The 25289-nt window shown below is 66.2% G+C and carries 22 protein-coding genes and 1 tRNA gene; 15 read left to right on the top strand and 8 right to left on the bottom strand.

What is annotated here, in order from left to right; all coding sequences use genetic code 11:
* Positions 1–4 precede the first annotated feature (4 nt).
* The 6 genes from ispE (at position 5) to hisC (ending at position 4712) form a co-directional block, all read left to right on the top strand.
* Positions 5–886: a 4-(cytidine 5'-diphospho)-2-C-methyl-D-erythritol kinase gene (gene ispE, locus DIE08_RS12280; RefSeq protein ID WP_124626299.1), complete on the top strand. Its 882-nt coding sequence runs from the start codon at positions 5–7 to the stop codon at positions 884–886.
* A 53-nt stretch (positions 887–939) separates the two neighbouring features.
* Positions 940–1016 (top strand) — tRNA-Gln (locus DIE08_RS12275).
* Between the two features lie 44 nt (positions 1017–1060).
* Positions 1061–2023 carry a ribose-phosphate pyrophosphokinase gene (locus DIE08_RS12270; protein WP_006483739.1) on the top strand — a complete coding sequence of 321 codons (963 nt, stop codon included), beginning with the start codon at positions 1061–1063 and terminating at the stop codon, positions 2021–2023.
* A gap of 162 nt (positions 2024–2185) precedes the next feature.
* Positions 2186–2794, top strand: coding sequence for a 50S ribosomal protein L25/general stress protein Ctc (locus DIE08_RS12265; RefSeq protein ID WP_124902036.1), 609 nt, complete (start codon positions 2186–2188; stop codon positions 2792–2794).
* 120 nt (positions 2795–2914) lie between these two features.
* Positions 2915–3514: an aminoacyl-tRNA hydrolase gene (gene pth, locus DIE08_RS12255; RefSeq protein ID WP_059451462.1), complete on the top strand. Its 600-nt coding sequence runs from the start codon at positions 2915–2917 to the stop codon at positions 3512–3514.
* Between the two features lie 130 nt (positions 3515–3644).
* The gene (gene hisC / locus DIE08_RS12250; protein WP_124626301.1) at positions 3645–4712 is read left to right on the top strand and encodes a histidinol-phosphate transaminase; all 1068 of its coding nucleotides are present in this window, start codon (positions 3645–3647) and stop codon (positions 4710–4712) included.
* A gap of 81 nt (positions 4713–4793) precedes the next feature.
* Here the strand turns inward: hisC and DIE08_RS12245 are convergent, their stop codons facing one another.
* From DIE08_RS12245 to rsmD, 3 genes are all read right to left on the bottom strand, one after another.
* Entirely contained in the window at positions 4794–5060 is a 267-nt protein-coding gene (locus DIE08_RS12245; RefSeq protein WP_059507779.1) for a YfhL family 4Fe-4S dicluster ferredoxin, read from the bottom strand.
* A 59-nt stretch (positions 5061–5119) separates the two neighbouring features.
* Positions 5120–5617: a pantetheine-phosphate adenylyltransferase gene (gene coaD / locus DIE08_RS12240; protein WP_006398238.1), complete on the bottom strand. Its 498-nt coding sequence runs from the start codon at positions 5615–5617 to the stop codon at positions 5120–5122.
* A gap of 111 nt (positions 5618–5728) precedes the next feature.
* Positions 5729–6343 (bottom strand): 16S rRNA (guanine(966)-N(2))-methyltransferase RsmD, encoded by a 615-nt coding sequence (gene rsmD, locus DIE08_RS12235; protein WP_124902034.1) that lies wholly within the window; start codon positions 6341–6343, stop codon positions 5729–5731.
* A 202-nt stretch (positions 6344–6545) separates the two neighbouring features.
* Here rsmD and ftsY point away from each other — a divergent pair, with 202 nt between their 5' ends.
* Complete coding sequence (gene ftsY / locus DIE08_RS12230) at positions 6546–7691, top strand: signal recognition particle-docking protein FtsY (protein WP_059598844.1); 1146 nt, start codon at positions 6546–6548, stop codon at positions 7689–7691.
* 104 nt (positions 7692–7795) lie between these two features.
* Here ftsY and maiA read toward each other — a convergent pair whose 3' ends face one another.
* Positions 7796–8440 carry a maleylacetoacetate isomerase gene (gene maiA / locus DIE08_RS12225; RefSeq protein WP_124902033.1) on the bottom strand — a complete coding sequence of 215 codons (645 nt, stop codon included), beginning with the start codon at positions 8438–8440 and terminating at the stop codon, positions 7796–7798.
* A 181-nt stretch (positions 8441–8621) separates the two neighbouring features.
* Here maiA and ybiB point away from each other — a divergent pair, with 181 nt between their 5' ends.
* Positions 8622–9614 (top strand): DNA-binding protein YbiB, encoded by a 993-nt coding sequence (gene ybiB / locus DIE08_RS12220; protein ID WP_124902032.1) that lies wholly within the window; start codon positions 8622–8624, stop codon positions 9612–9614.
* 394 nt (positions 9615–10008) lie between these two features.
* Positions 10009–11655, top strand: a complete 1647-nt coding sequence (gene leuA / locus DIE08_RS12215) for a 2-isopropylmalate synthase (protein WP_124902031.1) — start codon at positions 10009–10011, stop codon at positions 11653–11655.
* A 145-nt stretch (positions 11656–11800) separates the two neighbouring features.
* On the opposite strand, the gene DIE08_RS12210 is transcribed toward leuA, so the two are convergent.
* On the bottom strand, positions 11801–12184 hold the full coding sequence (locus DIE08_RS12210) for a nuclear transport factor 2 family protein (RefSeq protein ID WP_059464474.1): 384 nt from the start codon (positions 12182–12184) through the stop codon (positions 11801–11803).
* A gap of 45 nt (positions 12185–12229) precedes the next feature.
* Positions 12230–12799 carry an acyloxyacyl hydrolase gene (locus tag DIE08_RS12205; RefSeq protein WP_124626314.1) on the bottom strand — a complete coding sequence of 190 codons (570 nt, stop codon included), beginning with the start codon at positions 12797–12799 and terminating at the stop codon, positions 12230–12232.
* Between the two features lie 361 nt (positions 12800–13160).
* Here DIE08_RS12205 and rpoH point away from each other — a divergent pair, with 361 nt between their 5' ends.
* From rpoH to DIE08_RS12170, 6 genes are all read left to right on the top strand, one after another.
* Positions 13161–14096, top strand: coding sequence for an RNA polymerase sigma factor RpoH (gene rpoH, locus DIE08_RS12200; protein WP_059541288.1), 936 nt, complete (start codon positions 13161–13163; stop codon positions 14094–14096).
* Positions 14097–14424: 328 nt separating this feature from the next.
* Positions 14425–14706, top strand: a complete 282-nt coding sequence (cydP, locus tag DIE08_RS12195; protein WP_059598849.1) for a cytochrome oxidase putative small subunit CydP — start codon at positions 14425–14427, stop codon at positions 14704–14706.
* Positions 14693–16273 (top strand): cytochrome ubiquinol oxidase subunit I, encoded by a 1581-nt coding sequence (locus DIE08_RS12190; protein WP_124626318.1) that lies wholly within the window; start codon positions 14693–14695, stop codon positions 16271–16273. Before cydP ends, DIE08_RS12190 begins: the two co-directional genes overlap by 14 nt.
* 31 nt (positions 16274–16304) lie before the next feature.
* Entirely contained in the window at positions 16305–17441 is a 1137-nt protein-coding gene (gene cydB, locus DIE08_RS12185) for a cytochrome d ubiquinol oxidase subunit II (protein ID WP_059598851.1), read from the top strand.
* A gap of 54 nt (positions 17442–17495) precedes the next feature.
* Positions 17496–17618: a cytochrome bd-I oxidase subunit CydX gene (gene cydX / locus DIE08_RS12180; RefSeq protein ID WP_059598852.1), complete on the top strand. Its 123-nt coding sequence runs from the start codon at positions 17496–17498 to the stop codon at positions 17616–17618.
* 554 nt (positions 17619–18172) lie between these two features.
* Entirely contained in the window at positions 18173–20656 is a 2484-nt protein-coding gene (locus DIE08_RS12170) for a family 20 glycosylhydrolase (RefSeq protein WP_124902030.1), read from the top strand.
* A gap of 190 nt (positions 20657–20846) precedes the next feature.
* On the opposite strand, the gene nagE is transcribed toward DIE08_RS12170, so the two are convergent.
* Together nagE and ptsP are read right to left on the bottom strand one after the other, a co-directional pair.
* A complete protein-coding gene (nagE, locus tag DIE08_RS12165; RefSeq protein WP_124902029.1) occupies positions 20847–22607 on the bottom strand; it encodes an N-acetylglucosamine-specific PTS transporter subunit IIBC in 1761 nt (586 codons plus the stop codon).
* Positions 22608–22693: 86 nt separating this feature from the next.
* The gene (gene ptsP, locus DIE08_RS12160) at positions 22694–25276 is read right to left on the bottom strand and encodes a phosphoenolpyruvate--protein phosphotransferase (protein ID WP_124902028.1); all 2583 of its coding nucleotides are present in this window, start codon (positions 25274–25276) and stop codon (positions 22694–22696) included.
* Positions 25277–25289 lie beyond the last annotated feature (13 nt).

Raw genomic sequence — 25289 nt, 5'->3', positions numbered from 1 at the left:
ACGCATGACCGATTCGATCCGCTCGCTGCGCAACTGCCTTGCGCCCGCGAAACTCAACCTGTTCCTGCACATCACCGGCCGTCGACCGAACGGCTATCACGATCTGCAGAGCGTGTTCCAGCTGCTGAACTGGGGCGATACGCTGCACTTCACGCTGCGCGACGACGGTCGCGTCGCACGCGTCACCGACGTGCCGGGCGTGCCCGAGGAAAGCGATCTCGTCGTGCGCGCGGCCAACCTGCTGAAAACGCACACGGGCACCACGGCCGGCGTCGACATCGAGATCGACAAGCGCCTGCCGATGGGCGCGGGCCTCGGCGGCGGCAGCTCGGACGCGGCGACGACGCTGCTCGCGCTGAACCGCCTGTGGCAACTCGATCTGCCGCGCACGGAACTGCAGTCGCTCGCGGTGAAACTCGGCGCGGACGTCCCGTTTTTTGTTTTTGGAAAAAATGCGTTCGCTGAGGGTATCGGAGAAGAATTAGCTGAGGTAGAATTGCCGACTCGCTGGTTCTTGGTTGTGACGCCACGAGTTCATGTCCCCACCGCTGAAATTTTTTCAGATGAGTTGTTGACAAGAGATACGAAGCGCGTCACAATTACGGACTTTCTTGCACAGCAAAGCAGCGATGCGGGATGGCCAGACAGCTTCGGCCGGAACGACATGCAGCAAGTTGTGACAAGTAAGTACGCGGAAGTTGCGCAGGTGGTCAAATGGTTGTATGATGTGACCCCCGCGAGGATGACCGGCTCCGGAGCAAGCGTGTTTGCAGCGTTTCATAGCAGGCACGAGGCAGAAGCGGCGAAAGCCAAGCTGCCCACCAGTTGGAACGGTGCAGTTGCCGAGAGTCTGAACGAGCATCCGCTCTTCGCTTTCGCGTCATGAAGTTTTGCTTTATCGGATAGCCTACAAGTCCGGTGAAGTTATCAGTTGAGTGTAGGGGAGTCGCCAAGTTGGTCAAGGCACCGGATTTTGATTCCGGCATGCGAGGGTTCGAGTCCTTCCTCCCCTGCCAAAAATTTTCCCGCATTTCCCGCCTAAGCCTGAAGCAGGTGCACGATGAGCAGCCACAGCCATGATGGCTTGATGGTCTTTACTGGCAACGCGAATCCCGCGCTCGCCCAGGAAGTCGTCAATATCCTTGGAATTCCCCTCGGCAAAGCAATGGTCAGCCGTTTCTCCGACGGCGAGATCCAGGTCGAGATCCAGGAAAACGTGCGCGGCAAGGACGTCTTCGTCCTGCAATCCACGTGCGCGCCCACGAACGACAACCTGATGGAACTGATGATCATGGTCGACGCGCTCAAGCGTGCGTCCGCCGGCCGGATCACTGCCGCCATCCCCTACTTCGGCTATGCCCGCCAGGACCGTCGCCCGCGCTCGGCGCGCGTCGCGATCTCGGCGAAGGTCATCGCGAACATGCTGGAAATCGCCGGCGTCGAGCGGATCATCACGATGGATCTGCACGCCGATCAGATTCAAGGCTTCTTCGACATCCCGGTCGACAACATCTACGCAACGCCGATCCTGCTGGGCGACCTGCGCAAGCAGAACTACTCGGATCTGCTCGTCGTGTCGCCGGACGTCGGCGGCGTGGTCCGTGCCCGGGCACTCGCGAAGCAGCTCAACTGCGATCTCGCGATCATCGACAAGCGTCGTCCGAAGGCGAACGTCGCCGAAGTGATGAACATCATCGGTGAAGTCGAAGGCCGCACCTGCGTGATCATGGACGACATGGTCGATACGGCCGGCACGCTCTGCAAGGCCGCGCAAGTGCTGAAGGATCGCGGTGCGAAGCAGGTGTTCGCGTACGCGACGCACCCGGTTCTGTCGGGCGGCGCCGCCGACCGCATCGCCGCATCGGCACTCGACGAGCTGGTCGTCACCGATACGATCCCGCTGTCGGCAGAATCGCTGGCGTGCTCGAAGATCCGCTCGCTGACGAGCGCGAGCCTGCTGGCCGAAACGTTCTCGCGGATTCGCCGCGGCGACTCGGTGATGTCGCTGTTCGCGGAATCCTGATCGCGGAACGACACGACATAGCATGCGCGGAAAGCGAAGCGGCAACGCTTCGCTTTTTGCACAATCGGACGGGATAGACGAAGCCCCGTCCGTTTCATCGGGGGCCGCCATTTCGCCGGCCCCGTTTTACTGCCTGGTCGCGGGCAGCTAATGGAGAATCACATGAAAGTCGTCGCTTTCGAGCGCCAACAGCAAGGTACGGGTGCGAGCCGCCGCCTGCGCAACGCCGGTAAGACCACGGGTATCGTCTACGGTGGCGAAGCAGCCCCGCAAAAGATCGAACTCGATCACAACGCGCTGTGGCACGCACTGAAGAAGGAAGCCTTCCACTCGTCGATCCTCGACCTCGAAGTGGCTGGCCAGTCGCAACAGGTTCTGCTGCGCGACGTGCAATACCACCCGTTCAAGCAACTCGTGCTGCACGTGGACTTCCAGCGCGTCGACGCGAAGAAGAAGCTGCACACGAAGGTGCCGCTGCACTTCCTGAACGCTGAAGTCAGCCCGGCAGTGAAGCTGTCGAGCGCAATCGTCTCGCACGTCACGACGGAAATCGAAGTCGAGTGCCTGCCGTCGGCTCTGCCGGAATTCCTGGAAGTCGATCTGTCGAAGATCGAAGCAGGTCAGTCGCTGCACGCGAAGGACATCGTACTGCCGAAGGGCGTGACGCTGGTCGCGCACGTCGACGCGGAAAACCCGGTTGTCGCATCGGCGACGGTCCCGGCTGGTGCCGTGTCGGACGCAGCAGGCGAAGGCGAAACGCCGGCTGCCTAAACGGCCGCCTACGCGCCCGTTCGATCCGTTTCGAGAAACGGTCGACACAACCCGCCGCGGCTTGCCCGGCGGGTTTTTCTTTTTCTGCGCCCAGGCGGGCGCTGCCGCCTACGAAACGTCATGATCAAACTGATCGTCGGCCTCGGCAATCCCGGGGCAGAATATACTGCGACGCGCCACAACGCCGGCTTCTGGCTGATCGACCAGCTCGCCCGCGAAGCAGGCGCGACGCTGCGCGACGAGCGCCGCTTCCATGGCTTCTATGCGAAGGCGCGCCTGCACGGCGAGGAAGTCCACCTGCTCGAGCCGCAAACCTACATGAACCGCTCCGGCCAGTCGGTCGTCGCGCTCGCGAGTTTCTTCAAGATCCTGCCCGACCAGATCCTCGTCGCACACGACGAACTCGATCTGCCGCCCGGCACGGTGAAGCTGAAGCTCGGCGGCGGCAGCGGCGGTCACAACGGTCTGAAGGACATCACCGCGCATCTGTCGTCGCAGCAGTACTGGCGCCTGCGCATCGGCATCGGCCATCCGCGCGACCTGATCCCGGAAGGCGCGCGCGCCGGCGCGAAGCCCGACGTCGCAAACTTCGTGCTGAAGCCGCCGCGCCGCGAAGAGCAGGACGTGATCGACGCATCGATCGAGCGTGCGCTCGCCGTCATGCCGATGGTCGTCAAGGGCGAACTCGACCGCGCGACGATGCAGTTGCATCGCAACTGACTGCGCACCGCACCGGCATGGTGCAACGTGCCGTCCGGCGCCGCCGGGCGGCGTCTCGGTCGTGCGCAATCGCGCACCGCCGCATCCACATGCGGTAATCTGGTTGTTTTTGCCCGTCAGGAGCCAAGCGGTGAGCCGTTACTGGAGCGACATCGTTCAGCAACTCGTGCCTTACGTGCCGGGCGAACAGCCCGCGCTCGCACACCCCGTCAAGCTGAACACGAACGAGAATCCCTATCCGCCTTCGCCGCGCGTCGTCGCGGCGATCGCACGCGAACTCGGCGACACCGGCGACACGCTGCGCCGCTATCCCGACCCGCTCGCGCGCGCACTGCGCGAGACGGTCGCGGCCCATCATCGCATCAAGCCCGAGCAGGTCTTCGTCGGCAACGGCTCCGACGAGGTGCTCGCGCACGCGTTCCAGGCACTGCTCAAGCATGACCGGCCGCTGCGCTTTCCCGATATTTCGTACAGCTTCTACCCGACCTACGCGCGCCTGTACGGTGTCGAGACCGCAATCGTGCCGCTCGCGGACGACTTCTCGATCCGTGTCGAAGACTATCTCGACGATGTGGGCGGCGTGCTGTTTCCGAACCCGAACGCGCCGACCGGGCGCGCGCTGCCGCTCGCGGACATTGAGCGGATTGCGGCCGCGAACCCGTCGTCGGTCGTGTTGATCGACGAGGCGTACGTCGATTTCGGCGCGCAATCCGCGATCACGCTGATCGACCGCCATCCGAACCTGCTCGTCGTGCACACGACGTCAAAGGCGCGCTCGCTCGCGGGCATGCGCGTCGGCTTCGCGTTCGGCGATGCGGCGTTGATCGACGCACTGAATCGTGTGAAGGACAGCTTCAATTCCTATCCGCTCGACCGGCTCGCGCAGGTCGCCGCGCAGGCGGCATACGAGGACACCGACTACTTCGGTGCGACCTGCCGACGCGTGATCGACAGCCGCGCGCGGCTCACGCACGCGCTGGAGGCACTCGGTTTCGACGTCGTGCCGTCGAGCGCGAATTTCGTGTTCGCGCGCCATCCCGCGCACGATGCGGGCACGATCGCGGCAAAGCTGAAGGATCGGGAAATTTTTGTACGGCACTTCCGGGCGCCACGCATCGACCAGCATTTGCGCATCACCGTCGGCACCGACGCCGAATGCGACGCGCTCGTCGCGGCATTGCGCGACCTGATCGGCTGAAGCGAAGGGAGAAGTGGAACCGGCGCCGAACGGCGCCGGTCAGGGAATTCATGACGTTGCGACGCTCGCGTCACCACACGGTCACTGCGCGTCGTCACCCTTCGCGGCGATCAACGCGTGATACTTCGCCATCAACTGCGCGTGCGATTCCTCATGCTGCGGATCGCGCGGAATGCATTCGACCGGACACACCTGCTGGCACTGCGGTTCGTCGAAATGGCCGACGCACTCGGTGCACTTGTTGGGGTCGATCACGTAGATATCCGGGCCCATCGAAATCGCGCCGTTCGGGCACTCTGGCTCGCACACGTCGCAATTGATGCACTCGTCGGTAATCATCAAAGACATACTGATCTCACTTCTTCAGGCCAGCGGCCGGCTTCGCAGCGAAACCGGCCGGCGCCGCGTCACGCGGCCGGGCCTCCCATCGCGGCGACTTTCTCGGTCAGCCACTTCTCGACGGACGGGAACACGAACTTGCTGACATCGCCGCCCAACTGCGCGATTTCGCGCACGATCGTCCCCGAGATGAACTGATACTGATCGGATGGCGTCATGAACATCGTCTCCACGTCGGGCAACAGATAGCGGTTCATCCCCGCCATCTGGAACTCATATTCGAAATCGGACACGGCACGCAGGCCGCGCACGATCACGCGCGCGTTGTTGGTGCGGACAAAGTCCTTCAACAGGCCCTTGAAACCCATCACCTTCACGTTCGGATAATGGCCGAGCACCTCGTTCGCAATCTTCAGACGTTCTTCCAGCGAGAAAAACGGCTTCTTCGCGCGGCTGTCGGCAACACCGACCACCAGCGTATCAAAAATGCTCGATGCACGCCGCACGAGGTCTTCGTGCCCGCGTGTCAGCGGATCGAACGTACCGGGATACACGGCGACTACCATGTCGCTCCTCCTGTCATCACGCAAACGGGGTGGCAGCCGTGCGACGCGCACGCCGCTGCCGAGATGGGCATGCGTCGCCTTTGCGGCGCGCCGCCTCGTATGGAACGCGCATTATTCATCATTTTCGCGCCGCAGCAAATGAAAGTGAACCGCACCCGCCTTGCCGTGCTTCACCACCTGCCAACCGGCCAGCGCTTCGTGCGCGGCCGGGTCAAGCTCCGCGCCCGTCTCGACGTACAGGGCGCCCTCCGGCGCGACGAGCGGCGCCGCCAGCGCGATCGCGCGATCGAGTACGGCCGGCTCACCGAACGGCGGATCGAGGAACACGACGTCGAACGCACCCGGGGTCAGCCCGGCCGCGAGCCGCAGCGCGTCGGCTTCCGCGACCTCGACCGAGCGTGCGCCGAGCTTGTCCTTGATCGCGCGCAGTTGCTGCGCCGCGCGCGGGTGGCGCTCGACCATCACGACGCTCGTCGCGCCGCGCGACGCGGCCTCGAACCCGAGCGCACCGGTGCCCGCGAACAGGTCGAGGCAGCGCCGGCCTTCGAGATCCTGGCCGAGCCAGTTGAACAGCGTCTCGCGCACGCGATCGGGCGTCGGCCGCAGGCCGTCGAGATCGAGCACGGCGAGCGGCGTGCGTTTCCAGTCACCGCCGATGATGCGGATCGTGTGCGGCTTGCCGCGGCCAGGGGGGGCCGTCGGGCGGCCGGAAGAGGAACGGGACATACGGAATATCGACAACGGGGGGACCGGGTGCGCAGGAGGGCGCACCGCCAAACAGGCGCACGTTACCACAGCGGCGGCACCGGCTGACGCGAGTGCGCCGCCGCACTGATAAAATGCACGGTTTCGGCCGCCATGCGCACGCACGACGGCCCGTCCGGCGCTGCGCCCTAGCGGCGCCCCGCCCTCTTCCCGACGTCAGACCATGTTCAGCTTCTTCAAACGATTCAAGAAAACGCAGGAGCCCGACTCCGCGGAATCGCAATCGATCGATGCACCGCAACCGGACGAACCGTCCGACACGCGCCAGGCGATCGAAGCACCGCAAGCACCCGCGCAACCGCAGCAGGCCGCGCCTGCCGTCGTGATGACGGTCACGCCGACCAACGACGGCAGCGACGAAGTCGTCGAAGCGGTCGAGATCGTGCCGCCGCCGACGCAGGACGCCTCCGCGAAGAAATCGTGGCTCGCGCGCCTGAAGTCGGGCCTCGCGAAGACGGGCTCGAGCATCACCGGCGTATTCGTCAATACGAAGATCGACGAGGACCTGTACGAAGAGCTCGAGGCCGCGCTGCTGATGTCCGACGCCGGCGTCGATGCGACCGAGTACCTGCTCGGCGCGCTGCGCGAGAAGGTGCGCGCGGGCCGGCTGACCGATCCGCAGCAGGTGAAGGGCGCGCTGCACGACCTGCTCGTCGAACTGCTAAAGCCGCTCGAGAAATCGCTGATGCTCGGCCGCGCGCAGCCGCTCGTGATGATGATCACGGGCGTGAACGGCGCAGGCAAGACCACCAGCATCGGCAAGCTCGCGAAGCACCTGCAGAGCTTCGACCAGTCGGTGCTGCTGGCTGCGGGCGACACGTTCCGCGCGGCCGCGCGCGAACAACTGGCAGTCTGGGGCGAGCGCAACAACGTGACGGTCGTCCAGCAGGAAAGCGGCGACCCGGCCGCCGTGATCTTCGACGCGGTCAGCGCGGCGCGCGCGCGCAGGATCGACGTGATGATGGCCGACACGGCCGGCCGCCTGCCGACGCAGCTGCACCTGATGGAAGAGCTGAAGAAGGTGAAGCGCGTGATCTCGAAGGCGCACGATGGCGCGCCGCACGAGGTGCTGCTCGTGATCGACGCGAACACGGGCCAGAACGCGCTCACGCAGGTGAAGGCATTCGACGATGCACTCGGCCTCACGGGCCTGATCGTCACGAAGCTCGACGGCACCGCGAAGGGCGGCATTCTCGCCGCGATCGCGCGGCAGCGCCCGGTGCCCGTCTACTTCATCGGCGTCGGCGAGAAAGTCGAGGACCTGCAGCCGTTCAGCGCAGTCGAATTCGCGGACGCGCTGCTCGACTGAACGCCGCCGGCCCGCACCGCACGGGGCGCCTTCGGGCGCCCTTTTTTCATGCACGTCCGGAAGCCGTCAGCCGGCGGCTGGCTGACCCACGGCGTCATTCGGCGTCATTCGGCGTCGGGCTGCGCGCCGGGCTCGGCGGCCTTGAACGCGTCCAGCGTCGACGCATGATCGGCGATCCGCTGGATCGTCGGAAAGCGCGTCGTGTCGATCGAGAAACGGTTCGCGTTGAACACCTGCGGCACGATGCAGATATCGGCGAGCGTCGGCGTGTCACCGAAGCACAGCTTGCCGGTGCGCGGATCGTTCGCGAGGCGCGTCTCCAGCGATGCGAAACCCGCCTCGATCCAGTGCCGGTACCAGTCGTTCTTCGCTTCCTCGGACACCTTCAGCGAGTGCTTCAGGTACTTGAGCACGCGCAGGTTGTTCAGCGGATGGATCTCGCACGCGACCTGCAGCGCAATCGCCCGCACATATGCGCGGTCGACCGGCTGCTTTGGCAACAGCGCCGGTTCGGGATGCGTTTCCTCGAGATATTCGATGATCGCGAGCGATTGCTGCAGCGTGGCATTGCCGTCGACCAGCGTCGGCACGACCGCATCCGGATTCACCGCGCGGTAGGCGTCCTTCAATTGCTCGCCGCCGTCGCGCAGCATGTGCACGGGAACCGTGTCGTACGGCAGCTGCTTCAGGTTCAGGGCGATCCGCACGCGGTACGACGCGGAACTGCGGAAATAGCTGTAGAGCTTCATGGGATGTCTCTCTGGTTCGTATTCGGCCGGCGACTGCGTCCGCGACGCACGCGGCACCGCCGGGAACCCGAGTTTAGCGCGCCGCGCCGCATCGGCGCGCGCGGCCGTGCCCGTGCGATACTCGGGGCATTCCTCACCGCTCACCGCGCGGCCCGATGCCGGCCGCCCGCCCCACGCCCCGATGACCGCTCCCCTCGACCCAGCAGCCTCGCCGTTTCCTTGCGCCCGCTTCATCAAGGAAATCGGCCGCGGCCCGCACGGCGCACGCGCGCTGTCCGCCGAAGACACGTTCGAGCTTTATCGCGCGATGCTCGATGCGCGCGTGTCGGACGTCGAACTCGGCGCGATCCTGATCGCCTATCGCCTGAAGGGCGAAAGCGCCGACGAACTGGCCGCGATGCTCGCCGCCGCGCAGGCGTCGTTCGAACCCGTGCACGTGCAGGACGCCGCGTTCCGCCCGGTGTCGATCCCGAGCTACAACGGCGCGCGCAAGCAGCCGAACCTGGTGCCGCTGCTCGCGCTGCTGCTCGCGCGCGAAGGCGTACCGGTGCTCGTACACGGTGTCGAGCGCGATCCGGGCCGCGTGACGAGCGCGGAGATCTTCTCTGCGCTGTCGATCCCGCCGTCGACATCGCACGACGCGATCGAGGACACGCTCGCGGAGCGCCGCGTCGCGTTCGCGCCCATTGACGCGCTGGCGCCGCGCATCGCGCGTCTGCTGTCGCTGCGCGGCGTGCTCGGCGTGCGCAACTCGACGCACACGCTCGTGAAGATCCTGCAGCCGTTCGCGCCGGCCGGGCTGCGGCTCGTCAACTACACGCATCCGCCGTACCGCGACAGCCTCGCGCAACTGTTCCGCGATCATCCGGACGCCGCACTGGGCGGCGCGCTGCTCGCGCGCGGCACCGAAGGCGAAGCGGTGGCCGACACGCGGCGCCAGGTGCAGGTCGACTGGCTGCACGACGGCGTGTGCGACACGCTGATCGAGCCGGAGCGCTCGTCGAGCGACGCGCCGCCTGTGGCGCTGCCCGAATCGCGCGACGCGGCCACCACGGCCGCGTGGACGGACGCCGTGCTGCGCGGCGAAATTCCGGTACCCGACACGCTTGCGCGGCAGGTCGAGACGATCGTGCGGATCGTACGAATCGAGCGGACAGCCCGGCTCGCACCGTGACCGGCGTCCCGGGCCGGCACGCCGTCGCGCCGGCGTTTCAACCGACCATTTGACACGCGCATGCTTCCTGACATAGAGTTGTCGCCATGCGTTCCTTTCCGAACACCCTCCGAATTACCTCCGGCCGCCTAGCGCGGTCGCTATCGCTACGACTAGCCTAAGGCTGTCGTAGCGCCGTGTGCTGTCCGCACGGTCCCTCCCTGCAGTTCCTCGCAGCACCCTTCTCGCAGTTTTTACAACCCGAAGTCGTCAGCATTCGTCCGTCTATCCGTCGGCCGATTCGCGAAGATCATCCGCATCCGCAGCGCGTTTCCGGCGCCACGGTGCGAGGCAGCGCCACCCGTCGCCCATGCCGCCCGTCTTCGCTCGCGACTTGAGACCCGAGGTCCAGAAGATGAAGCGCAACCCGCAAGACAAGTACCGTCCGTTCGAACCCGTCCGCATCAATGGCCGCCGCTGGCCGACCCGCACCATCGAGCGTGCGCCGGTCTGGATGAGCACCGACCTGCGCGACGGCAACCAGTCGCTGATCGAGCCGATGAGCATCGAACAGAAGCTGGAATTCTTCGACATGCTGGTCGCGATCGGTTTCAAGGAGATCGAAGTCGGTTTTCCGTCGGCGTCGCAAACCGATTTCGATTTCGTCCGCAAGCTGATCGACGATAAGCGCATTCCCGACGACGTGACGATCGAAGTGCTCGTGCAGTCGCGTGAAGACCTGATCGCGCGCACCTTCGACGCGCTCGAAGGCGTGCCGCGCGCGATCGTGCACCTGTACAACGCGATCTGCCCGTCGTTCCGGCGCATCGTGTTCGGGATGTCGAAGGACGACGTGAAGGCGCTCGCGGTCGAGGGCACGCGACTCATCAAGGAACACGCGGCGGCCCGCCCGGACACGCACTGGACCTACCAGTACTCACCGGAAACCTTCAGCATGACCGAGCTGACGTTCGCGCGCGAGGTGTGCGACGCGGTCGCGCAGGCGTGGCGTCCGACCCGCGATCACAAGATGATCGTCAACCTGCCGGCGACCGTCGAAGCCGCGAGTCCGAACGTGTTCGCCGACCAGATCGAGTGGATGGACCGCAACCTCGCGTATCGCGACAGCATCGTGCTGTCCGTGCATCCGCACAACGATCGCGGCACCGCGGTCGCGGCCGCGGAACTCGCGCTGCTCGCGGGAGCCGACCGCATCGAGGGCTGCCTGTTCGGCAATGGGGAGCGCACCGGCAACGTCGATCTCGTCACGCTCGCGCTGAACCTCTATACGCAGGGCATCGATCCGGGCCTCGATTTCTCCGACATCGACGCGGTGCGCCGCGTGGTCGAGCGCTGCAACCAGATTCCGGTGCATCCGCGCCATCCGTACGCAGGCGACCTCGTATTCACCGCGTTCTCGGGCTCGCACCAGGATGCGATCCGCAAGGGCTTCGCGCAGCAGCGCCCCGACGCGGTGTGGGAGGTGCCTTACCTGCCGATCGACCCGGCCGATCTGGGCCGCAGCTATGACGCGGTCATTCGCGTGAACAGCCAGTCCGGCAAGGGCGGCGCGACGTTCCTGCTCGAACGCGGGATGGGCTTCACGCCGACGCGGCGCGTGCAGATCGAATTCAGCCACGCGGTGCAGACACTCGCCGATGTCTCCGGCGAGGAAGTGACCGGCGACGCGATCTGCGCGCTGTTCGCCCGCGAATTCTTCGAGACCGACGGTCCGGCCGCGCGCCACGGCGACGCCGCACGCTGGCAGAACCGCGACATCGCGGGCGCACCGCCGGCCGACGCGACACCGGAAGAGGTCGTGCAACGAATGGCCGCGGCCTTCGCGACGGCGGCCGGCGCGACAGTCGACGTCGCCTCGTGCGAACACGCGCGCACGACGGACGGACGAATCGCGGTATCGGTCGGCTGCCGGGTCGGCGATGCGCCGCTGCGGCACGGCGTCGGAGTGCATGCCGATGCGACGAGCGCCGCGCTCGATGCGGTCGTCAGCGCGATCAACCGTTCGGCCTGGCAGTGCGCCGACCGCCGTGCGGCGGCCTGACCGGCAGGTTTTCGCTTCAGGGTTCAAACGTCAAGCGAGCGGTGCGTGACCGCCCGTGCTGCGCGCAATCCGCGCCGCACGGGCAATAAAAAGCGGCCCAGAAGGCCGCTTCGGTCGGGACACGAAAAAGGAGCGCCACGCGCGCTCATGTCTCGGTCGCGCACCGCGTCGCCTGCCACGCCAGCAGACGCCACTGCCCCTGCTCATGGGTATGGACGGCGGTATAGGCGATCGGAAACACCAGCCCGCCGTTGTTCGTTTCCATCTCGATCAGAGCGCGCCCGGTGACGACGCAGGTTGCGTCACCGACGGGAAGCAGATCCTGCGACTGGATTTCGATCTGGCGATAGCGGCGGCGGCCGGCGACGATGGCGTCGATGAACTGCTGCTTGGTTTCGCGTTTGCCGTTGGTGTGCACGAAGAACACCTTGTCCGACAATTGCGCATCGAGCGCCTCGCCGTCCCCGTCGACCATCGCCCGGAACCGATCGCGCTCGAGTGCGCGAATCGCATCGACCACCTTCGCCATCGCCTGACTCCTCGGCAACGCGCCCGCCGTGCGCGGGCGTGCGGATCAGAAGTTGTACTGCACGTAGAACTGGTGGAAATTTATACCAGGATTCGGCTCTTTGATACCCGCGTTAGACACATGTTGAAAACGGTAGCCGAGCTGGTACTGTTGCCGTTCTCCGAACTGCGCGCCGACACCGGCGACGTCCACGAACTGGAACGACGTCGCCAGCGACAGTTTGTTGGAGATCGTCGGGGAAGTCAGGAAGCGGATGCCGGCGCCGGCCTCGATGAACGGACGTACCTGGCCCGCGCTCTTGATGAAGCGGAACATCGGCGTCGCGCCGAATTCACCGATGCTGCCATGAACATTGCCGCCCGTGTGCCAGTAGCCGGCGTGGCCTTCCATCACGAACGCGAAGTGCCAGCCGCCGATTTCCCACCAGTTCCAGCCCGGATCCCACACGACGCCGAGATCGGCCTTGTCGATCCCGTGGCGATCGGAAAACCCGCCGCCCGCCTGGATTCCCCATCGATCCGCGAACGCCGCACCCGATCCGCCCAGCAGCGACGCCGCCAGCAGCGCATGCAGCGCAAGCCGGCTACGGGGCCGGCAATTCTTCTTATTGTTCATCAGACACTCCAACTTTGTGGATTGAATGGAGCCTTGCCGCAGCGGCCGGGCCCGAGCGAACTGAATGGTATGGTAAAGGACTTTTCGGATCGGCATCACGAAGCGAAATTGTTTGCTTCCAAAACTACAAAAATCGAAACCGTCTACTGATTACTATCAGAAACAACAACTTACGGAACTTCCTCCGGTCAGCCTTGTCGCAAATTAGACTATCGATTCGACAAGTTCGATAGAGAATCGGGAACTTGGATGCCCCCGCCCCCTCTAAGGAATTAGCACTCAGATTACGGGAGTGCTAAGATGAGCCTCGGAATCTCATCCGAGACTAGGGGTTTGTCCCTGATTCCAAAGGAGTTTTTTAGTGAGCTACGCCCTGACCCTTCCGAACACCCTGAGCCCGACGCCGGCCAAGGCCGAATCGGCAGGCTCGCTGGCGCTCGCAACTCAATCGATGTTGCCGGGCCAGCTTGGCAACATCGACGCGTACATCCAGGCCGTCAACCGGATCCCGCTCCTGACCGCCGAAGAGGAACGCCAGTACGCGACCGAATTCCGCGAAGACAACAACCTCGACTCGGCACGCCGCCTCGTGCTGTCGCATCTGCGGCTCGTCGTGTCGATCGCGCGCAACTACCTCGGCTACGGCCTGCCGCACGGCGACCTGATCCAGGAAGGCAATATCGGCCTGATGAAGGCTGTGAAACGTTTCGACCCGGCGCAAAACGTGCGCCTGGTGTCGTATGCGATCCACTGGATCAAGGCCGAGATCCACGAGTACATCCTGCGCAACTGGCGGATGGTGAAGGTCGCGACGACGAAGGCGCAGCGCAAGCTGTTCTTCAACCTGCGCAGCCACAAGAAGAGCATGCAGGCGATGACGCCCGAGGAAATCGACGGCCTCGCGCAGGAGCTCAACGTCAAGCGCGAAGACGTGACCGAGATGGAAACGCGTCTGTCGGGCGGCGACATCGCGCTCGAGGGCCAAGTGGAAGACGGCGAGGAGTCGTACGCACCGATCGCCTACCTGGCCGATTCGCACAACGAGCCGACCGCCGTGCTCGCCGCGCGTCAGCGCGACATGCTGCAGACGGACGGCATCGCGCAGGCGCTCGAGGCGCTCGACGCGCGCAGCCGCCGGATCATCGAGGCGCGCTGGCTGAACGTCGACGACGACGGCTCGGGCGGCTCGACGCTGCACGATCTCGCGGCCGAGTTCGGTGTGTCGGCGGAACGCATCCGCCAGATCGAAGCGAGCGCCATGAAAAAGATGCGCACGGCACTCGCCGAATACGCCTGACTCCCTGATTTAGAGCGCTTTACCCAAAACCGCTGCCCGCCCGGCAGCGGTTTTTTTTCGTCTGTTATTTCGCCTCGATCGCGCCGCGTTAATCGACCGTATTGATCGGGTATCGGGCAAATTCCGGCCCCTTCCGCATAACCTTGATCTACCTCAAGTTTTGACATGCGCTTCGCGACGGTCTGCCGCAGCGCAGCACTCGGCATCGGAAAGCCGGCATTTTAAAATTGGCATGTCGGCTTAAAAGGATTAAAACAGCTTAACCGCCGTCATAAATCCGACGTAGAGTCGCCCCAAAACCCACGTAAATCGATTCAGGATAATCACCTTGATCTCGATCAATAAAGAGCCTGCGCCGCCTCCCCCGCAGGCCACCGGCACGCTCGGCTGGCGCGCGCGCATCGCCGCGTGGGCTCGCGGGCCAACCCTCGCCCGCGACATCACCCTGGTGTTGATCGTCAAGCTGATCCTTTTGATGTCGCTCAAATACGCATTCTTCAATCATCCGCAGGCTGAGCACATGTCGCTTCCGCCTGCCGCCGTCGCCGAGAAGTTGCTCTCGGTACCGGCGCCCGCACCTACCGAGGGAGACCACCATGATAAGCAGTGAAGTCGTCGATCTGTCACGTCTGCAGTTCGGCATCACGGCGCTCTACCACTTCCTGTTCGTGCCGCTGACGCTCGGCCTGTCCTGGCTGCTCGTCATCATGGAAGCCGTCTACGTGATGACCGGCAAACAGGTCTACAAGGACATGACCCAGTTCTGGGGCAAGTTGTTCGGGATCAACTTCGCGATGGGCGTGACGACCGGCATCACGCTCGAATTCCAGTTCGGCACGAACTGGTCGTACTACTCGCACTACGTCGGCGACATCTTCGGCGTGCCGCTCGCGGTCGAAGGGCTGATGGCGTTCTTCCTCGAATCGACGTTCGTCGGCCTGTTCTTCTTCGGCTGGAACCGCCTGTCGAAGGTCAAGCACCTGATGGTCACGTTCCTCGTCGCGCTGGGCTCGAACCTGTCCGCGCTGTGGATCCTCGTCGCGAACGGCTGGATGAACAACCCGGTCGGCGCCGAGTTCAACTATCAGACGATGCGCATGGAGCTGACGAACCTGTTCGACGTGCTGTTCAACCCGGTCGCGCAGGTGAAATTCGTGCACACGGTGTCGGCCGGCTACGTGACGGCTGCGATGTTCGTGCTCGGCATCTCGTCGTGGTACCTGCTGAAAAAGCGCGACACCGATTTCGCGCTGCGCTCGTTCGCGGTCGCGGCCGGCTTCGGCCTCGCGTCGACGCTTTGCGTGATCGTGCTCGGCGACGAGTCGGGCTACACGACCGGCGAAGTGCAGAAGATGAAGCTCGCCGCGATCGAGTCCGAATGGGAAACGCAGCCGGCACCCGCATCGTTCACGCTGATCGGCCTTCCGAACCAGGAAGAACAGCGTACCGACTACGCAATCAAGATTCCGTACGCGCTCGGCCTGATCGCGACGCGCTCGGTCGATGAACCCGTGGTCGGCCTGCGCGAACTCGCGAAGCACAGCGAGGAGCACATCCAGAGCGGGATGGTCGCGTACGGCGCGCTGCAGAAGATGAAGGAAGGCGACACGAGCGCGGCCACGCGCGAACTGTTCGACCAGCACAAGCAATATCTCGGCTACGGGCTGATGCTCAAGCAGTTCACGCCGAACGTGGTCGATGCGACGCCCGAGCAGATCAAAGCCGCCGCGAAGAAGACGATCCCGCCGGTCGCGCCCGTGTTCTTCTCGTTCCGGATCATGGTGTTCCTCGGTTTCCTGTTCCTCGCGACCTTCGTCGCCGCGTTCTGGTTCTGCGCGCGCCGCCAGCTGCTGCAGGACAACCGCCGCTGGTTCCTGCGCTATGCGGTGTGGGCGATTCCGCTGCCGTGGCTCGCCGCGGAATTCGGCTGGGTCGTCGCCGAGCTCGGCCGCCAGCCCTGGACGATCGCGGGCATCCTGCCGACGCATCTGTCCGCGTCGAGCCTCACGCCCTCGGACCTGTACCTGAGCCTCGCCGGTTTCATCGCGTTCTACACGGCGCTGTTCATCATCGAGATCAAACTGATGTTCAAGTACGCACGCCTCGGCCCGTCGTCGCTGCATACCGGCCGCTATCACCACGAACTCGCCGCGGCCAGCGAGCGCGCTCCGGCCTGAGCACGCACCTGAAACGGAACAAGGAATCGCTATGGACTATGCAACTCTCAAGCTGATCTGGTGGCTGCTCGTCGGCGTGCTGCTGATCGGCTTCGCCGTCACCGACGGCTTCGACATGGGCGCGACCGCGCTGCTGCCGTTCCTCGGCAAGACCGACGAGGAGCGCCGCATCATCGTCAACACGGTCGGCGCGACGTGGGAAGGCAACCAGGTGTGGCTGATCACGGCCGGCGGCGCGATGTTCGCCGCCTGGCCGCTCGTCTATGCCGCGTCGTTCTCCGGCTTCTACTTCGCAATGCTGCTCGTGCTGTTTGCGCTGTTCTTCCGGCCGGTCGGCTTCGACTATCGCAGCAAGCGGCCCGACCCGCGCTGGCGCGCGGGCTGGGACTGGGGCCTGTTCGTCGGCGGCTTCGTACCGGCGCTGGTGTTCGGCGTCGCGTTCGGCAACCTCCTGCAGGGCGTGCCGTTCAAGTTCGACAGCGACCTGCGCGTAACCTACTACGGCGGCTTCTGGGCGTTGCTGAACCCGTTCGCGCTGCTCTGCGGGCTCGTCAGCCTCACGATGCTGGTCGCGCACGGCGCCGCGTTCATCAAGATGAAGACCGACGGCGTGATCGCACGCCGCGCGTCGGTCGCGCTGCGCGTGTCGGCGCTCCTCGCGGTCGTGCTGTTCGTGCTGGCCGGCGTGCTGATCGCGTCGACCATCGGCGGCTTCCACATCACGCACGCCGCGCCGACCGACACGGTCGCGAACCCGCTGCTCAAGGACGTCGCCGCCGGCTCGGGCCTGTGGCTCGCGAATTACGGCGAGTATCCGTGGATGATCGCGGCACCCGTGGTCGGGATCGCGGGCGGCCTGCTCGCGCTGCTGCTCGCCGGCTCGAAGCAGGAAAAGACGGCGTTCTTCTGCACCGGCCTGATGATCGCCGGCGTGATCCTGACCGCAGGCTTCTCGATGTTCCCGTTCATCATGCCGTCGTCGCTCGACCCGCGCAGCAGCCTGACCGTGTGGGATTCGACGTCGAGCCACAGGACGCTGCAGGTGATGCTGTTCGCGGTGATCGTGTTCCTGCCGATCATCCTGCTCTACACGAGCTGGGTGTACCGCGTGATGCGCGGCAAGGTCACGCATCAGTCGCTCGAAGAGAACAAGCACTCGATGTATTGAACCCGGCCGGGGCGCCTGCGCGCCCTCGCCCACCGTTTCGCAAGGAGTCGGATCATGTGGTATTTCAGCTGGATTCTCGGTATCGGCGTCGCGCTGTCGTTCGGCATCGTCAACGCGATGTGGCTCGAAGTGCGGCAGAAGCCGCAGGAAGCGCCGGTGCGCGCACGTCGCGACTGACCGCGCGCGGGAGGCGCACCGCCCCTCCCGTCCGGAACGAACCTCGCGTCACGCGAGGTTTTTTTTCGTCCGTACCATCGGCGCACCCGCGATTCCTCGATGCCAATTTAGCGCCAGATTGATACCACTTGAATACCAATCAAAGGTTTCATAAGATCTTTGAACACGGCCGCCGACAGGCCGAATCCATCGGGTGGGGGAGACATGCGAATCCCGTGTCTGGCGCGCGCCTGCGTGCCGAGTTGCCATGCGTATGCGGCAGCGTCTGCCGTTGCGATCATGCGCGGCCGGTCGAACGCGGCCTGCTGCGGCCGCATCGTTGCCGCGGCGTTTACCGTGCGCCGCCGATGAGCACGCATACGCCGCCCCGCCGATCCGATCGGCACGCGTGCCCGCCTCCCGTTCCGTAACGCACGCCCCTGCGTGCCGAATGCGCGCGGTGCAGCCGCATCGCCCCGTGCGCGGGTTTCTCCCGCAGCTCCATTGAAAGACCCCGATCGCAGCGACGTCGCCCCCACGACGCCGCTACGCCTACTTTTTTCTCAGGAGTTCGAATGAAGCACACCTTGCCATCCTTCGTTGCCGGCCTGTTCATCGCAGCGCTACCGCCTGCCGCGATCGGCGCGCAGCCGACGCCGACCGCCGCCGTCGCGACTGCCGGCATCGCACATCCAGCCGCGCAAGCGGCCAGTCTCGCGACGCTTCTGTCGAACGACCTCGCGCTGCGCGTCGCCGTCGACAACAACCACGCGGCCGCGGCCGGCGTGCCGTGCGCCGATCTCGGCGCCGACGGCGCGGCCTGCGCGACCGGCCGCCTGATCCTGCAGAACCGCGGCCACCAGACGATCGCCGACGGCGGCTGGAAGCTGTACCTGCACAGCATCCGACGCCTGCTGCGAATCGATCATCCGGGCTTCGCGCTGCGGCGGCTCACCGGCGACCTGTACGAGCTGACGCCGCAGCCGGGCTCGGTGCGGCTTGCGCCCGGCGAACGCATCGAACTGCCGTTCGTCGCCGAATACTGGCTGCTGCGCTACAGCGACGTGATTCCGCGCCCGTACGTCGTCGTCGACGGCGCACCGCCCGCCGTGCTCCGCTACAACGACACCGACGACGAGCTCCGCTATGTCGAATCGCTGCCGGCCGACGCGCAAAACAATTCGACCGGCAACGCGCCGCCCGTGGCGGCACGCCCCGACGCGAGCCGCGCGCTGCCGAGCGTGAAGCGCGAACAGCGGCTGCCCGGCACGCTCGACCTGCGCGGCATCGAGCTCGCGCTGCCGGAGCTGCCGGACGTGCAGATCGCGGCGCTGCGCGAACGTGCGACGACACTCGGGCTCGACGGCGCGCGCGTGCCGGTCCGCGGTGCCGTCGCACCGCGCCGGCTGCCGGCCGATATTGCGGTGCCGGGCGGGTACCGGCTCGCGATCGGGCCGCGCGGCGTGCTGATCGAAGGCTACGATCGCGCGGGCCTCTACTACGGCGTGCAGACGCTCTACTCGCTCGCGCCCGCCGGCGGCGGCCCGATCCCGGCGATGCTCGTCGAGGATGCGCCGCGCTTCACGCATCGCGGGATGCACGTCGACCTCGCGCGCAACTTCAAGCACCCGGCGACGCTGCGTCGCCTGATCGACCAGATGAGCGCGTACAAGCTCAACCGCCTGCACCTGCATCTGTCCGACGACGAGGGCTGGCGTATCGAGATTCCCGGCCTGCCGGAGCTGACCGAAATCGGCTCACGCCGCTGTCACGACCCGAGCGAGACACGCTGCCTGCTGCCGCAACTCGGCTCGGGCCCCGACAACCGCTCGGGCGGCGGCTACCTGACGCGCGACGACTACGTGGCGCTCGTGCGCTACGCAGCTGCCCGCTTCGTCACGATCATCCCCGAGATCGACATGCCCGCGCATGCGCGTGCGGCCGTCGTGACGATGGAGGCGCGCTACCGCCGGCTGCATGCGGCCGGCCGCGAGCAGGAAGCGAATGCGTACCGGCTGCTCGATCCGCAGGACACGACGAACCTGACGACGGTGCAGTTCTACGACCGGCGCAGCGACCTGAACCCGTGCGTGCCGGGCGCGCTCAATTTCGCATCGAAGGTGATCCGCGAGATCGCGGCGATGCATGCGGACGCGCAGGCGCCGCTGCACACCTGGCACTACGGCGGCGACGAGGCGAAGAACATTTTCCTCGGCGCGGGCTTCCAGCCCGTGAACGGCACCGACCCGAACAAGGGGCGCATCGATGTCGCCGCGCAGGACAAACCGTGGGCGCGTTCGCCCGCGTGCACGGCGCTGCTCCAGCGCGGCGAGATCAAGTCGATCGACGAGTTGCCGACGCGTTTCGCGAAACAGGTGAGCGCGGCGGTCGACGCGAACGGAATCGACACGATGGCCGCGTGGCAGGACGGCATCAAGCATGCGAACGGGCCGCAGGACTTCAGCACGCGACACGTGATGGTGTCGCTGTGGGACACGATCTTCTGGGGCGCATCGGACAGCGCGCGCGATCTGAGCGGCAAGGGCTACCTGACGGTGCTCGCGCTGCCCGACTACCTGTACTTCGACTTCCCGTACACGCTCAACCCGCGCGAGCGCGGCTACTACTGGGGCTCGCACGCGACGGACGAGTACAAGGTGTTCTCGTTCGCGCCCGAGAACCTGCCGCAGAACGCCGAAGTGATGGGCGATCGTGACGGCAACGCGTTCGAGGTGACGGGCTCGGGCCCCGCGCCGCGCATCGAAGGCATGCAGGGGCAGGCGTGGGGCGAGGTGATGCGCAACGACACCTTCCTCGAATACATGGCCTATCCGCGGCTGCTCGCGCTCGCCGAGCGCGCATGGCACCGGGCCGACTGGGAGCTGCCGTATGCGGCCGGCGTGCGCTTCAAGCGCGGCGACACGCATCACGTCGACCTGACCGCGCTGCAGCGCGACTGGGCCGGCTTCGCGACGCTGCTCACGCAGCGCGAATTGCCGAAGCTCGACCGGGCCGGCATCGGCTACCGGAAGCCGACCTTCACGCTGACGAATCCGTGAACGGTGAAGCGCTTGAGCAACTGAGCGGTTGCTGATCCACGCAAACGGTGCGCGGTGCGGACGAATGCATCGCGCACACGCCCCGCCAAGAAAAAACGGCTTGCGACGCATCGCAAGCCGTTCTCGTTTTACCGACCGGCGGCCCGAACCCGCCACGCGGACCGGGCCTGCCTCATCGCATCATGCCGGATCAGGCCGGTTGCGGGGCCGCCCCGCCGCCCGTCGACGTCAGGCGCGCGCCGAGCTGTTCCGCGTAGCGTGCCGCCGCGTTGCCGCAGACGATGTGGAACGTGTCCGGCGACACCCATGCGACATCGAGCGCGCCGAGTCGATCGCGATCGACCGCCGATGCGTCACGCACGACGACGCGCAGGCGCGTGGTCGCGATCGCGTCGAGCGAAGCGACGTTGGTCGCACCGCCGAACACCGCGAGCCAGCGCAGCGGATCGGGATCGAGCGGACCGGCCGCCGCACCCGTGACCGGCTGAGCTGCAGGGGCCGTCGCCGTCGCCGCCGCGATGGTCGCGCCGCTGCTGATCGCCGAGCGCATCTCGTCGGCGATGATGTCGGCCTCGGGCCCGATGATCACCTGCACGCTGTTGCCGCCGCGCTTGAGCACGCCGCGCGCGCCGATCGACTTCAGTTCCGGCTCCGACACCTTCTCCGGATCGACGACGGTCAGGCGCAGGCGCGTCGTGCATGCGTCGACGACCGTCAGGTTGCCGGCGCCGCCGAGCGCGGCGATGTAGCGCTGCGCACGCGGTGCCGCCGCCGCGCCAGCTGCCGGCGCGACGAAGCCGCCCGATGCGTACGACTCGGCCGCAGCGTCGGTCGAGGCCGGCTCGCGGCCCGGCGTCGCCATGTTGAACTTGCGGATGAAGAAGCGGAACAGCCCGTAATACGCGACGCCGTATGCGATACCGAGCGGCACCGCGATCCAGCCCTTCGTCGACAGCCCATAGTTCAGCACGTAGTCGATCGCGCCGGCCGAGAACGTGAAGCCGAGCTTCACGCCGAGGATCTGGCAGATCGCGAGCGACAGCCCCGTGAGCACCGCGTGGATCACGTACAGCACCGGCGCGAGGAACATGAAGCTGAATTCGATCGGCTCGGTCACACCCGTCAGGAATGACGTGAGCGCCATCGAGAACAGCAGGCCGCCGACCATCGCACGGCGCTCCTTCGGTGCTTCGTGCAGCATCGCGAGACACGCGGCCGGCAGGCCGAACATCATGATCGGGAAGAAGCCGGCCATGAAGGTGCCCGCGGTCGGATCGCCCGCGAAGAAGCGGTGCAGGTCGCCGTGCACGAGCTCGCCGCCGGCCGGCGGCGTGAAGTTGCCGAACACGAACCACGCGAGCGAATTGATGATGTGGTGCAGGCCCGTGACGAGCAGCAGGCGGTTCAGGAAGCCGAACACGAACGCACCGATCGCGCCCGCCGTCGTCAGCCACTGGCCGGCCGCGTCGATCGCATGCTGGACCGGCTGCCACACATACCCGAACACGATGCCGAGTACCACGCAGACCAGCCCCGTGATGATCGGCACGAACCGTTTCCCGCCGAAGAACGCGAGGTAGTCGGGCAGCTTGATGTCCTTGTAGCGGTTGTACAGCAAGCCCGCGACCACGCCCGCGATGATCCCGGACAGCACGCCCATGTTCAGCTTGGGATCGATATCCTTCATGATCGCGGTTTCGATCAGGTAACCGATCGCACCCGCGAGTGCCGCCACGCCGTTGTTGTCCTTCGCGAAACCGACCGCCACGCCGATTGCGAACAGCAGCGGCAGGTTGTCGAAGATCGCGCCGCCGGCGTCGGCGATCATCTTGATGTTGAACACGTCCGGCTGTCCGAGCCGCAGCAGGATGCCGGCGACCGGCAACACCGCGATCGGCAGCATCAGCGCCCGGCCCAGGCCCTGTATCTTCAGAAACGGATTCCCGTCCATTCAGTCCTCCAATCCATGTCTCGTCATTAATCGTCGTTGACCTAATTGCTTGCGTCGTGAAACGCTCGCGCGCCCGCCGTCGACGTTCAGTCGAGCGGCCAGACCTCGCGGCTTGCTGCCCTTACCGCCTGTGCCGAGTCGAGTGCGAGCAGATCCTGCGCACGCTGGCGACACAACTGGTAATCGAGACGGCGCACGCGCGCCTTGATGCCCGGCACCGACACCGGGTCGACCGACAGTTCGGTCACGCCGAGGCCGACGAGGATCGGTACCGCGAGCGGATCGCCGCCGAGCGCGCCGCACACGCCGACCCACTTGCCGTGCTTCGCCGCGCCGCGCACCGCGATGTCGATCAGGCGCAGCACGGCCGGATGCAGGCCGTCGGACTGCGCGGCCAGATCGGCCTGGCAGCGGTCCATCGCGAGCGTGTACTGCGTCAGGTCGTTGGTGCCGATCGACAGGAAATCCGCATGCTGCGCGAGCTGGTCGGCGAGCAGCGCCGCCGACGGCACCTCGATCATCACGCCGACTTCGATCGGCTCGGTACGGCCCTGCGCACGCGCGAATTCGTCGATACGCTTGCGCAGCCGCACGAGCTCGCCCGCATCCGTCACCATCGGCAGCAGGATGCGCACCGCGCCGAACGGCTTCACCGCGAGCAGGCCCTGCAGCTGATCGTCGAGCAGATCGGGGCGCACCTGCGCGAGGCGAATGCCGCGCAGGCCGAGCGCCGGGTTCGGTTCGGGCGGCAGCGTCAGGTAGTCGACTTCCTTGTCGGCGCCGACGTCGAGCGTGCGGATGATCGCGGTGCGGCCCTGCAGCGCGTCGACGATCGACTGGTAGCTCTGCTGGTGCTCGACGACGCTCGGTGCGGCCTGGCGATGGATGAACATCAGCTCGGTGCGCAACAGGCCGACCGCATCCGCGCCGTTGTCCACCGCGGTGTTCGCGTCGTCGAGCGTCGCGATGTTCGCGGCGATCTCGATGGCGCGGCCGTCGACGGTCGCGGCGGCGACGCCGGCCAGTTGCCGGTTCGCTTCGCGCACACCGTCCAGCCGCTGGCGTTCGTGGCGCGCGCGTTCGACGTCGAGCGCGGTCGGCGCGTGTTCGAGACGGCCCGCGCTCGCATCGACGACGACCTGCGTGCCGTCCGGAACCGCGTACAGCGCGTCGCCGACCGCGACGAGCGCCGGAATGCCGAGCTGGCGCGCGATGATCGCCGCATGCGACGTCGCGCCGCCGCGTGCCATCACGAGCGCGGTCACGCGCTGGCGATCGAGCGACGACAGGTCCGACGGCGTGAATTCCTCGGCCGCGAGCACGGCCTCGTCGGGCAGCGTGCGCGTCGCGCCGCTCGTGTGGCCGAGCGCGCGCAGCACGCGCTTCTCGATATCGCGGAGGTCCGCCGCACGCTCGGCGAGCAGTGCGTCGTCGAGCTTCGACAACGTGTCGATCTGCGTGCGGATCGTCGCGCGCCATGCGAAGCCCGCGCTCTTGCCGAGGCTGATCTGATCGCGCGCCGCGTCGACCAGCGTCGGGTCCTCGAGCAGCACGCGATGCACCGCGAAGATCCCCGCTTCGCCAACCGCGCCGCGCGCCGATGCGCTGCGCACCGTTTCGTCGAGTTCGGCGTCGACCGCCATCAGCGCCTGGTCGAGCCGGCGGCTTTCCGACGCGGGCGTGCCGGTCGCCTGCTCGGGCGGCACGATATCCGCATCGTCGAGACGCACCAGCGTGCCGACCGCGATGCCGGGCGCCGCGCACACGCCCGCGAGCGTGTTCGGATCGAGTGTTGCGCCGGTGTTGCGCACGATCGGCTGCGGTGCGGGCGACTTGAGCCGCGCCGGCCTTTCCTCGACCTCGCCGTGCGCTTCGCGCAGCAACTCGTGCTCGACCGCTTCGACGGCTTGCTGCGCGTGCGCACCGCGGCCGACCAGCTCGATCGTCGCGCCTTCGCCGGCGCCGAGGCCGAGCAGGCCGACCACGCTTGCGATCGGCGCCTTGCGACCGTCGAAATGCACTTCGACATGTGCGTCGAGCCCGCGCGCGGCTTCGCGCGCCCGCGCGGCCGGGCGCGCATGCAGGCCACCGGGCTGCGTCAGCACGACCTTGCGGCGCACTTCGTTCATCGCCGCCGCGCCGGCCTGCGCCGCCTGCGCGGCGGCCTCGCCCTTGCCGCGCAGCGTCAGCAACGGCGTCTCGCCGGCCGTCGCGAAACCGCTCGCGCGCTCGATGACGTCGAACGCGTCGGAGTTCGCGATGGCGATCACGGAGACCAGCGAATGCGCGCTGCGTGCAACCGCGTCCTGGTCGAACTCGATCAGCAGATCGCCCGCTTCGACGCGCGCGCCGGCCTCGACATGCGCGGCGAAGCCCTGCCCGTTCAGCTCGACGGTGTCGATGCCGATGTGCAGCAGCACTTCCGCGCCTTCCGGCGTCGTAATCGTCACCGCATGGCCGGTGCGCGCGAGATGCGACACGATGCCGGCGCACGGCGCGACGAGCCGGCCCGCGAGCGGATCGATGCCGATGCCGTCGCCGAACATCCCGCCGGAGAACACCGGATCGGGCACATCGGCCAGCGCGACGATCGGCCCGGTCAGCGGGGCAAGCAGGACGATCTGATCATGGGTGGAACTCTTCAACTGGGACTCCTCGGCGCGTCTCATCGGCTGTCTCGGC

The sequence above is a fragment of the Burkholderia sp. Bp9004 genome (genome assembly GCF_003858025.1).
In the GTDB taxonomy this organism is placed as follows: Bacteria; Pseudomonadota; Gammaproteobacteria; order Burkholderiales; family Burkholderiaceae; genus Burkholderia; species Burkholderia diffusa.
The sequence above is the reverse complement of the archived record's forward strand: the minus strand, read 5'-3'. Positions and strand labels throughout refer to the sequence as shown.